Genomic DNA, 12,092 nt, shown 5'->3' on the forward strand with positions numbered 1-12,092 from the left:
TATGTCAAATGAAATGGATAGACAATATATTAAAATGGCAGAGAAAATTATTAAAAAAGGATATTATGACCAAAATCGTACTGGGGTTGCAACTTTAAAACTGCCTCACCAAATTATGAAATTTGATTTAGAAGAAGAATTTCCAATATTAACGACTAAATTTGTTGCATTTAAAACTGCGGTAAAAGAATTGCTTTGGATTTTCAAAGACCAATCTAATGATGTTAAAAAACTTCAAGAACAAAATGTACATATATGGGATGAATGGGCTTTGGAAGATGGCACAATAGGGAAGGCGTATGGTTTTCAAATAGCTAAGTATCACCAAATTGATACACTTATTGAGGCTTTAAAAAAGAATCCTCAAGACCGAAGAATGATGATGAACTTATGGAATATAGAAGATCTTCCTGAAATGGCGCTTCAACCTTGCTGTTTTTTAACTATGTGGGATGTAACTGATGGAAGGCTGAATTGTATGTTAATACAAAGGTCTGGAGATACGGCCCTCGGAATTCCATTTAACACAAGTCAATATGCATCATTAGTTCATATGATAGCACATGTTACAGGACTCAAAGCAGGATTATTTACTCATGTTATAAATAATGCACATGTATATGAAAATCATATTGAAGGTTTAAAATTACAGATTTCAAGAAAAGAAGAAGCTTTAGAAGCACCTAAGATTTGGATTAATCCAGAAATTAAAAGCTTTTATGACTTTACACCTGAAGATGTTAAACTAATAGATTATAAACACCTTGGGAAAATAAATATGGGGAGTGTGGCTGTATAATGCTTACGTGTATTGTTGCTATTGGAGAAAATTTTGCTATAGGGAAAAATAATAAATTACTTTGGCATTTTTCAAAAGATTTAAAAAGATTCAAACAGATTACAAGTGGAAATACTATTATAATGGGAAGAAAGACATTTGAGTCTCTTCCGGGTATTCTTCCTCAAAGACACCATATAGTTATTACTCAAAATAAGAATTTTGTAGTAAATGATGAACGAGTTACTGTTTTAAATTCTAAGGAAGAATTATTAGAGTCTTTAGAAGACAGTAAAGAATATTTTGTTATAGGGGGAGGAGAGATTTATAAGTTATTATTGCCCCATTGTAATAAAATACATTTAACAAAAGTGCATAAGGAATATGATGCTGAGGTATTCTTCCCAGAGCTGAATTATTTGGAGTGGAATATTAGAGAAGAAGAAACTGGTTATATTGATGATGATAAAACAACACCATACAGTTTTTTAACACTGGAACGTATTACTTTAGTAAAATAATAGTTTATAAAATAACAAAATGACTTAGAGAAATCTAAGGTATTTTGTTATAATGTTTTCAATTACATTATATATTAGATACATAGCCATTAATAGGTAATCACATAAATGAGTATAAAAGGAAGAAAGTGAATATATGGAGATAAAAGAAATAAAGGGAAATACATTTTGTATTGATACTGGAATGACATACATACCTTTTTATAAAATTAATCATGAAGAAATTATTATGTTGGATTCAGGATGGGCACAAGGAGAAAGAAAAGGAATAGATGAACTTCTTTTAAAAAACAACTTTAAGGTAGTCGCCATAATTTGCAGTCATGCTCATATAGACCATGTAGGAAATAATGCATATTTGAAGGAAAAATATAACTGTATTATTGCTATGCCATCCTATGAAGCTCTTATTTGCAGTTCAACGGTTAATCTAAAGCTCTATTACAGTAGCCAAACATTATCCGATGTTCTAGAGCATTTTGGAGATATGGTTTGTGAAACAGATATTATGATTTTGGACAACCAAGATAGCGTAACTGTGTGTGGTGTTAAATTTAAAATTATTCATACACCAGGGCACAGTCCTGCACATATATGCATTACTACTCCTGATGATGTTGCATATTTGGGAGATTCACTCATAAGCTATGAAGTCATGAGGGGGGCTAAAATGCCTTACGCTTATATACTGAGTGTGGATTTGTTAAGTAAATTAAAACTTTATGATCTAAAATATAGCAAATATGTCGTGGCACACAAAGGTATATTTGATGATATTACAGGACTTATTGCTGACAATATAAGTTTTTATAAGGATAGAGCATTAAGAATATATAATGTCATAGATGGTACTATGACAATGGAGGATATTCTAAAGGCTGTTATTATAAGCTTTAATATTAATGTAAAAAGCAAGTATAGATATACAACAATAGTAAGAATGCTTAGGTCATATGTTGAATATTTGAATGAAACAGGAATGATAGTTTTAAATATGGATGAGGGGTTTCTTAAATATTCAAAAGCGGTGATTTTAGATAAATAAATTTTAAAAATTTTTTATTAAATAAATCCCTGTAACATAACTACAATTCATTATGGGAACATTAATAAATGGGTGATGTTTATGATTAAAAAAACACTGTCAGTTATGTTCTTATTTATTATACTGTTGAATTCAACAGTGATTCATGCTGAAGGATTAAAATATGCTGAAATTTTTGATCCAAAGCAAGGAAAGGTGGTGAAAGTAGTTCAGTTAAATCCAGAAATTCATAATATGGTTGCAAACTTTATAAAGAATGTTGATAATATCTATGCTAAAAGTGACCCTCTTACAGATGATGGTTATGCAATTAAAATCCCGCTTGATCCACCTGTAAAGGTACAGAGAGAATGTTTAAACGCACTTATAAATGAAGTTTATATAATTATACCCGAAAGTGAAGCACCATTTCTTATGGTTTTTGAAAATGAAAACAAACTACTTTGTTTCCCATTTAAAGGAGACATAAATTCGCTGTCAAAAGTTCTGGATTTCAACTTAAAAGGAAAATAAGTATAAAAACCTCTATAAAGTATTATATACATACTTTACAGGGGTTTTTATCAATTTTAAAATAAATAAATAAAAAATATCTTCTAAGGAACTATTCCTATAAAAACCAAATAATTATAAAATTAATAATTGAAACAAATAAAATAAAAATTGACACTACAATATTTTTATCTTTATTTATAAGTTTATGTTTATTAAATTCTAAAATTGCGATAATAACAATAAATGTGTTACCAATTGATCTTAGGATTTTTATATATATAATTCCAAATCCAATATTATCTAAATGGGCTGCTATAAAAGTAAATAATCCAACTGAAAATAAGGATGCAAAAAATATAATATAATATATGTTTTTTTTATTAATCAAAATAAAATCTCCTTTTTATAAAGTAGTTCAAATTTATTTGGAAGCTTTTTCATATACAGTTTCTAACAAAAGTGCAATTAAAGTTACACCTATTACTCTTGTTATAAATGAAGCAATGTGACCATATTTTAAATCAACTATTATACCCCAAATTATTGGAACTACAGCTATTCCTAATACATGTCTTTGCCATATTTTCATATTTACTCCCCCTATAAAGGCCATTAATAGTAATTAACTTCTGTATACTATTGAGACATTTACTATAGTATACAGAATATCAATATTAACTTCAAATATTTAACAAAATACATATAAATAGTCTTTATGATGTTATTGAGGGTTTCGGGTAAAACACTACATTCCTTTTTACTATATCCAATTTACGGTAATAATAGTATAATTAAGTGAATGTTTTGTTTTGTAGAGTTGATTTATACGTGTTGTTAAGCAGTTAGTTAAATTTAACTATATTTAACTGGATTTAATTAAACTTAACTAGATTCACTTTCATATATGATTTCAAGGATAATAAAAGCAGAGTTCTCAACAAGTGATAATCCTTTAAATAAATTAGGGGTTTTATTTTCATGTAATCAATTTCTATATATACTAATTGCTATGTGGGTATACCCAACAGTTCCAGATAAAATGGTAATGGTTTTGGCAATTATCTTCGGCGCACATTTGCTGCCTTTTGGATGGTTATATCAATCAAAGGCATATTTAGTGATGTCTGTACTTATATCTCTGACTACACTTATTATCGGAATTATGTTTAGTGCGGTGGTGGTTTCAATAGTTATGATATTATTTGAAATTATATTTTCTATATGGTTAATGATTGAAAATAAATCTTTAAATATAAAATCAGGAGCATGCTAGGAATACCCTTGGCAAGCCCCTTTTCTATTATATAGGAAACAGTTTGTGGTAAATAATGTGGATAACTTTTTTTTCTGCCCTTGGATTTCATCCAACCTGTGGATATAGATATGCATAATAGTATGGACTTTCTCCGGAAGTGATTTCGCACCTAGGTGCGTTGCAATAAGAGAAGCAGAAACATTGAAATTTCATTTAGAAATTCTTCTTTTCCAATGTAAAATTCTCGTGAGCCTGACAGGAAGTCAGGCTAGCGAACCTGAAGCAGGATGCCGAATGTGAGCGCCAGGGAATTTTATATTCGAAAAGATTAGAATTCCTTAATGGAATTTCACGTTTCAACCTCTTATTTGGAGTCAAGCAGGAGAAAGTTCATATTGAGTGGATTTTTAAAGTAAACTATGTAACACCCTAGTGTGGTATAGATGTAATTGCTTCAGTACAATTTTATCGGCTTGATCCTGAGTTATAGTTCCGTTGCTTACAAGGGATGTTAAAGGATTTATATGAGTTATCTTATTACTATCCATATATAGTTTATTTTCTTGAGTAGTAATAGTTTTAGTTTTTTCTGAACCTTCAGATCTATTTAGTACAGCTTTAATTTTATTCGCATCAGTTTGAGTTATAGTATTAGCAGTTACAAGGTTTTCAACATTTGCGCCTAAACCCTGTTTTATTTTAGTGTCTATTTTTTTACATTCATTTGTGAAAGGCGCTTTTTTACCAATATTTAATGGGTTAGAAGTTGCTGCGAAAGCTGTACTCGCAGATGATAAAAGTATTCCAACTGTTAGTGAGCCAGATAGAATTTTGGTTTTTATAGATATAATTTTCATTTTAATATCTCCCTCATTAATTTATTTTTATCGATTCTATCTTTTAATCATAGCAATTGCGAGTGTCAACGAGGTGTCAATATAATGTCTATTTTGTTTGCTTTGTGTATTTTCTATAAATTTTGTATTAACGCATCTCCTGCGGAGCTGAAATGTCGTTAAATTCCTTCATAAGCTAATCCCAACTTACCAGGATTGCTAACAAATATTTTTATGCGCAAAAAAAGTATATAATACTTATAATGCATTAATAAGTATTATATACTTTTCTCTTTTTTATTATAGAGGAATAGCTTGCGAAAAATAATGTGGATAACTTTGACGTTTCAACCTGTTATTTCAAACCACGCAGGAGAAAGTTCATAATTAACCTTTTGATAATTCATCATTTCCTTTTTCATTAAAAGTTTCCTTCCACTCTTTATCGGCGTAAGGTGTGAAAGCATTTGCAACCTTGTCAATATTTTCATGGAATTCTTTATCATTAAGCATAACATCTCCAGCAGCATCAGTTGGTTTAGCGCCAACCTTTTGACATACATCTCTTATTACATTGGTATTATCTATCATCATACATGGCCTTAACATATTTTTGTTATAGGGCTGTCTATGTCTTAATTCTTTAAAGAAAGGATCCCTAAAAGCGTCAATTAATGGTCTTCCCTTTAAATTAACTGTTGAGAAATGTGCAAATATACATGGTTCTGCGTCTTCTTTCGAGTTGATATGAAAGAAGTATTTACCGGCTATACATCCCCCTACTAATGGAGCATCATTAAAGAAATCAATTGTAAAATATGGTTTTGTTGTTCTTATTTCATTAGTTCTTCTTCCAAGTCTTATTCTCTGCTCTGGTGTAAGCATCATATCAAACTGTGGATGTGAACTTACCGGCATAAACAAGAAATACCAACTTAATTTAGAACCTTTTTCAATTAGCATATCAGTAAACTTATCAGATAATACATCATCTATGTTAGTTCTTGTAACACATGTTGAAACTCCGAATAAAACTCCTCTTTCTTTAAGCATATCCATAGCATGTATAACTTTTGCGAATGTACCCTTTCCTCTTCTTGATTCAGTATCTTCTTCAAAGCCTTCAATCGAGAGCATTGGGAATACATTTGAACATTTTTGTATCCTATTGGCAATTTCGTCAGTTATAAGAATGCCACTAGTAAACGGGGAGAACATCATGTCATCAAATTTTTCATATATATCGAGCAGATAGTCATTATAGAAAGGTTCACCCCCAAGTATTATTATCCAGTATATTCCCAAATCTCTTGCTTCTTTAATTAATCTCTCTACTTCTACAGGTGGAATATCAGTATCTTTACTATAATTAGATGCATAGCATCCAACGCAGTGCAAAGGACATCTCATAGATGGACTGATTAGCAAAACAAATGGTATTTTTGTATCTTCGTCAGTTAAGAATTTGTTGCGTTTTGCACCAGCATACCAATTTGCATTTGCAAAGAAATTAGTAACCAATTTCTTAAGACACTTTGTGTCTGTATTAGTTAATATATTTTGTATATATTCATGTGTTGGTGGGTTACTCTTGTAATAACTATAGACAAAATCTATTTGTTTTAGTTGAGACTCATCTTTTATTAGTTTTTTTATAGTATCAAAAATTTTGTCAACATTTCTTTCTGGGTTCTTTTCTAGATAATTAATTAAAGTCTCCATGATTTTAGATTTTACACCTTTTTCTACAGAATTCATAATACTCACAACAATTCCTCCATTTAAAATATTTTTTTTATGCAGTATATTATTATTTAATGAGAATCAACTAATATTAATCGTTAATTTTGTCTAGATGCAAATAGGTGATTATATATATATATATAGTATCTATATTTATAATTTAGAATAAAATGCAACTAATGAAAATTTTTAACGGTAAATTAGCAAGAAATATTGTTGAAAGAACTATGAAGGGTGTTAATTATAATCTTTAGATTTTTTTAATTTATAGTAGGTGAATAGTTTTTGTGAATTAGTATAGGATATATTGACATATTAAAAATTTATAGTTAAAATAGAAGTAACGAACAAATGTTCAGAAGAAGGAATACAAGGCGGTGATTTTATGCATGAGTTTAAGTTACATTCAAAGTTTAAACCTACTGGAGATCAACCACGGGCAATTGATAGTCTTGTGCGCGGAATTGAAGAAGGTAAAAAGTTTCAAACTCTTAAAGGAGTAACGGGGTCAGGTAAGACTTTTACCATGGCTAATATTGTTGAGAGAGTTCAAAAGCCTACATTGGTGCTTGCTCATAATAAGATCTTAGCAGCACAGCTTTGCTCAGAGTTTAGAGAATTTTTTCCTGATAATTGTGTTGAGTATTTTGTTTCATATTATGATTATTATCAGCCAGAGGCTTATATTGCACAGACGGATACATTTATAGAAAAAGATTCATCTGTTAACGATGATATTGATAAATTAAGACATTCAGCTACATCGGCATTACTAGAGCGTAACGATGTTATTGTGGTGGCTTCGGTTTCATGTATATATGGACTTGGTAACCCCGAGGAGTATAAAAAACTTACAGTGTCATTAAGGGTTGGCATGGAAAAGGATAGAAATGAAGTAATAAGACAGTTAGTAGATATACAGTATGAAAGAAATGATATTAATTTTATTCGCGGAACCTTTAGAGTGAGAGGTGACACTATAGATATATTCCCTGCTTCATCGTCAAGTGAAGGAATTAGGGTAGAGTTTTTTGGAGATGAGATAGAAAGGATTAGATCATTTGATTCTCTTACAGGAGAAATTATTGGAACCCTAAAACATGTATCTATTTTCCCGGCTTCCCATTTTGCTACATCCAAGGATAAATTGGAACTTGGCATAGCTCAAATAGAGCAGGAGCTTGAGGAGAGGTTAAAGGAGCTTACTTCAGAGAATAAAGCTTTAGAGGCACAAAGACTTAAGCAAAGAACAAACTATGATATTGAAATGATGAGAGAGGTTGGTTACTGTACTGGTATAGAGAACTATTCTAGAATTTTAGATGGCAGGGCTGCTGGAACAGCACCTCAAACATTGATGCATTATTTCCCTAAGGATTTCTTAATGTTTATAGATGAGAGCCATGTAACTCTTCCGCAGGTTAGAGCTATGTTTGGTGGGGATAAATCAAGAAAGACTAATTTAATTGATTATGGATTTAGACTTAAGTCAGCCTATGATAATAGACCGCTAACTTTTCAGGAGTTTGAGGGTACTATGAATGAAACGATTTTTGTAAGTGCAACTCCAAACGTTTATGAAGCAGAACATAGTGAGAATGTGGCAGAACAAGTAATAAGACCTACAGGATTATTGGATCCTGAAATAGTTATAAGGCCTGTTAAGGGGCAAATAGATGATTTATATGCGATCATTCAGGAAACAATAAAAAGAGGCTTTAGAGTTTTAGTTACGACCCTTACAAAAAAAATGTCAGAAGATTTGACTAAATACTTTAAAGAAATGGATATGAAAATTACATATTTACATTCGGATATTGATACCATAGAAAGAATGAAAATTATCCAAGATCTTAGGCTAGGTACTTTTGATGTGCTAGTAGGTATAAATCTTTTGAGAGAAGGATTAGATATTCCAGAAGTAGCTCTTGTTGCAATACTCGATGCAGATAAAGAAGGGTTTTTACGTTCTGAAACCTCATTAATTCAAACAATAGGAAGAGCTGCAAGAAATTCAGAGAGCAAGGTAATAATGTATGCAGACAAAATTACAAAATCTATGAAAAAGGCTATGGATGAAACTACAAGGCGTAGAGGAATTCAGATGGAATATAATGAAGAACATGATATAGTGCCAACCACTATTGTAAAAGATATTAGAGAAGTAATCGGATCTATAACAGTTGCGGAAGATAAAGAGGTATATGAAACCCTTGAAGCTGCGATGGATGCGAATTACGATGAAACTAAAAAGTTAATGGATAAGTATGAAAATGAGATGAAGCAAGCAGCTAAGGATTTACATTTTGAAAGAGCGGCGCAGCTTCGCGATATAATTTATAAACTCAAGAAGCAGATTAAAAATATATAATTGTGTTGTAACAGAGGAGGAAAATATGAGGGATAAAATTTTTATAAAGGGTGCTAAGGTTCACAATTTAAAAAATGTTGATTTGGAGATACCGAGAGATAAATTTGTAGTGTTTACTGGACTTTCAGGGTCTGGTAAATCTTCACTTGCTTTTGATACATTATATGCAGAGGGGCAAAGAAGGTATGTGGAGTCATTATCTGCATATGCAAGGCAATTTTTAGGTAATATGGATAAGCCAGATGTTGAGTACATAGAGGGGTTATCTCCTGCTATTTCTATAGATCAGAAAACTACTAACAGAAATCCACGTTCCACAGTGGGTACTGTAACTGAAATTTATGATTATTTGAGACTTCTTTATGCTAAAGTAGGGACGCCTCATTGTCCTAAATGTGGTAAGGAGATTTCTCAGCAAACTGTAGACCAGATGGTGGATAGAATAATGGATATGCCAGAGAAAACTAAGATTTCAATTTTATCTCCTGTGATAAGGGGAAAAAAAGGTGAACATGTCAAGATAATAGAAAATATTAAAAAAAATGGTTTCGTTCGCGCTAGGATAGATGGTACTACTGTAGAGCTTCTGGAAGAGGAAATAAAACTCGCAAAGACTAAGAAACATAATATAGAGATAGTAATAGACAGAATTTCTGTAAAAGAAGAAGTTCGAGGGAGGCTTTCTGAATCTTTAGAGAGTGCATTAAAACTAGCAGAGGGGACTGCAATTGCTAGCATTTCTGGTGGTGAAGATATTCTTTTTAGTGAGCATTTTGCCTGCATTGATTGCGGCATTAGCCTTGGAGAATTGGCTCCGAGGATGTTTTCGTTTAATTCTCCATATGGTAAATGTGATACTTGCGACGGCCTTGGTACTCTTATGGAAATTGAAGAGGATTTAATAATACCAGATAAAAGTAAGAGTATTAAAGGCGGCGCCATTATGTCTTTTGGGGAAGGTAGTCTTAAGGAGGATTCCTGGACTTTTTCGGTGCTTCGGGCAATAAGTGAAAAATATAAGTTTAGCTTAGATACGCCTATAGAAGACTATGAACCAGAAATTCTTAAAATATTACTGTACGGAACTAATGGAGAAAAAGTTAAGGTGGAGTATGTTAAGGAGTTTAGATCAGGTACTTTTAATCATTCTTATGAAGGAATTATAAACAATTTAAAAAGACGATATTTTGAAACCTCGTCAGATTATATAAAAAGAGAAATTGAACAATATATGGGTGATAATGCATGCCCTAAGTGCAAGGGGGCAAGGTTAAGCCCAGAGGCACTAGCCGTAACTGTTGGGGATAAGAATATAAGCGAGTTTTGTCAAATGTCTATTGTAGATGAAGTTATATTTTTAAAAGATATCAAATTATCAGAGAAAAATAAGATTATATCTAATCAAATTTTTAAGGAAATAAATGATAGACTTAATTTTTTAAGGGATGTAGGACTTGATTATTTGAATTTAGCTAGAGCGGCAGGTACATTGTCTGGTGGAGAAGCGCAGAGAATAAGGCTAGCTACTCAGATAGGATCAAGCCTTATGGGAGTTTTATATATTTTAGATGAGCCTAGTATTGGTCTTCATCAAAGGGATAATGATAAACTTATAAAGACATTAAAGCATTTAAGAGATATAGGTAATACATTAATTGTGGTAGAACATGATGAAGATACCATGAAGGCAGCAGATTTTATTGTAGATGTTGGGCCAGCGGCTGGCGAACATGGTGGAGAAATTGTGGCTACCGGAACAATTGAGGATATAAAAAACTGTGAAAGGTCAATTACGGGTCAATATTTAAGTGGTAAAAAGAAGATAGATGTTCCGAAGGTGACGAGAGTATCTAATGGAAATAGTATAAAAATACTTAATGCAAGGCAAAATAATCTTAAAAATGTTAGCGCGGACTTTCCGCTAGGTGTATTCACTGCAGTCACTGGTGTTTCAGGTTCTGGAAAGAGTACTTTAGTTAATGAAATTCTATACAAAGGTCTTAATAAAAAGGTGAATAAATCTAAGAAGAATCCTGGACTTCATAAAGATATTTTAGGATATGAGAATATAGATAAAATTATAAATATTGACCAAGGTCCTATAGGGCGTACTCCAAGATCTAATCCGGCTACATATACAGGAGTATTTGATATCATTCGAGATGTTTTCTCAATGAGTCCAGAAGCTAAGATGCGGGGTTATAAGCCAGGTAGATTTAGCTTTAATGTAAAGGGCGGAAGATGTGAGGCTTGCAAGGGTGATGGAATAATTAAAATAGAAATGCAATTTTTATCTGATGTGTATGTGCCTTGTGAGGTTTGCAAAGGGAAAAGGTATAATAGAGAAACTTTAGAGGTTAAGTATAAAGGGAAAAATATTGATGAAATCTTAAATATGACTGTTGAGGAAGCTGTAAAGTTCTTTGAAAATATTCCTAGAATTTCTAGCAAATTTAAAACACTGATGGATGTTGGACTCGGATATGTAAGGCTAGGTCAACCATCAACACAATTGTCTGGTGGCGAGGCTCAAAGAATTAAACTTGCTTCTGAATTATCTAAGAGAAGCACTGGCAAGACCTTTTATATTTTAGATGAGCCTACTACAGGACTTCATATTGATGATGTTAGTAAACTTATCAAAATACTTCAAAGACTTGTAGATTCAGGGAATACAGTAGTCGTAATTGAGCATAATTTAGATGTTATAAAGTGCGCGGACTATGTTATAGACTTAGGTCCGGAGGGTGGAGATAAGGGAGGTAGCATTTTGTGCAGTGGTACTCCAAAAGAAATATCCTTAAATGTGAATTCATATACAGGACAATATCTTAAAAAAATGTTATAATTCATAATAAGCTAGCATACTAATTTAACGATATTTCAGAAGGAACTCCCCAATTTTTATAAGTGAGGGGATAGCGATTAATAATTGGTATCCCCTTTAGAGGTCTACAAAGGGGTAAATCTCCTTCTGAAGTCGCCAATTTATCTACTGCTAAAATGTGCAGTTACGCAGGAGATGATTTAATGCTAGTCTTTGATTAT

General features: G+C 31.9%; 11 protein-coding genes. 7 read left to right on the plus strand and 4 right to left on the minus strand.

From position 1 onward, the window contains the following. Positions 1-13 precede the first annotated feature (13 nt). From KTC94_RS13860 to KTC94_RS13875, 4 genes are all read left to right on the plus strand, one after another. Complete coding sequence (locus tag KTC94_RS13860) at positions 14-799, plus strand: thymidylate synthase (RefSeq protein WP_369811905.1); 786 nt, start codon at positions 14-16, stop codon at positions 797-799. Continuing rightward, on the plus strand, positions 799-1,299 hold the full coding sequence (locus KTC94_RS13865) for a dihydrofolate reductase (protein WP_216302628.1): 501 nt from the start codon (positions 799-801) through the stop codon (positions 1,297-1,299). Before KTC94_RS13860 ends, KTC94_RS13865 begins: the two co-directional genes overlap by 1 nt. A gap of 136 nt (positions 1,300-1,435) precedes the next feature. After that, a complete protein-coding gene (locus KTC94_RS13870) occupies positions 1,436-2,344 on the plus strand; it encodes an MBL fold metallo-hydrolase (RefSeq protein WP_220286154.1) in 909 nt (302 codons plus the stop codon). Between the two features lie 81 nt (positions 2,345-2,425). After that, complete coding sequence (locus tag KTC94_RS13875; RefSeq protein WP_220286153.1) at positions 2,426-2,857, plus strand: hypothetical protein; 432 nt, start codon at positions 2,426-2,428, stop codon at positions 2,855-2,857. 97 nt (positions 2,858-2,954) lie between these two features. Here the strand turns inward: KTC94_RS13875 and KTC94_RS13880 are convergent, their stop codons facing one another. Together KTC94_RS13880 and KTC94_RS13885 are read right to left on the minus strand one after the other, a co-directional pair. Further along, complete coding sequence (locus KTC94_RS13880; protein ID WP_216302631.1) at positions 2,955-3,227, minus strand: hypothetical protein; 273 nt, start codon at positions 3,225-3,227, stop codon at positions 2,955-2,957. A 33-nt stretch (positions 3,228-3,260) separates the two neighbouring features. Then, positions 3,261-3,428 (minus strand): hypothetical protein, encoded by a 168-nt coding sequence (locus KTC94_RS13885; RefSeq protein WP_220286152.1) that lies wholly within the window; start codon positions 3,426-3,428, stop codon positions 3,261-3,263. A 315-nt stretch (positions 3,429-3,743) separates the two neighbouring features. Here KTC94_RS13885 and KTC94_RS13890 point away from each other — a divergent pair, with 315 nt between their 5' ends. Then, positions 3,744-4,112 carry a hypothetical protein gene (locus KTC94_RS13890; RefSeq protein ID WP_220286151.1) on the plus strand — a complete coding sequence of 123 codons (369 nt, stop codon included), beginning with the start codon at positions 3,744-3,746 and terminating at the stop codon, positions 4,110-4,112. A 389-nt stretch (positions 4,113-4,501) separates the two neighbouring features. Here the strand turns inward: KTC94_RS13890 and KTC94_RS13895 are convergent, their stop codons facing one another. Together KTC94_RS13895 and KTC94_RS13900 are read right to left on the minus strand one after the other, a co-directional pair. Further along, entirely contained in the window at positions 4,502-4,951 is a 450-nt protein-coding gene (locus KTC94_RS13895) for a hypothetical protein (protein WP_220286150.1), read from the minus strand. A gap of 366 nt (positions 4,952-5,317) precedes the next feature. Then, entirely contained in the window at positions 5,318-6,697 is a 1,380-nt protein-coding gene (locus KTC94_RS13900) for a radical SAM protein (protein WP_216302635.1), read from the minus strand. Positions 6,698-7,058: 361 nt separating this feature from the next. Here KTC94_RS13900 and uvrB point away from each other — a divergent pair, with 361 nt between their 5' ends. Continuing rightward, positions 7,059-9,044: an excinuclease ABC subunit UvrB gene (uvrB, locus tag KTC94_RS13905; protein ID WP_220320115.1), complete on the plus strand. Its 1,986-nt coding sequence runs from the start codon at positions 7,059-7,061 to the stop codon at positions 9,042-9,044. Between the two features lie 25 nt (positions 9,045-9,069). Further along, on the plus strand, positions 9,070-11,892 hold the full coding sequence (uvrA, locus tag KTC94_RS13910) for an excinuclease ABC subunit UvrA (protein WP_220320114.1): 2,823 nt from the start codon (positions 9,070-9,072) through the stop codon (positions 11,890-11,892). Positions 11,893-12,092: the final 200 nt, after the last annotated feature.

The organism is Clostridium sp. CM028, from assembly GCF_030585565.1.
GTDB lineage: Bacteria > Bacillota > Clostridia > Clostridiales > Clostridiaceae > Clostridium_AD > Clostridium_AD estertheticum_B.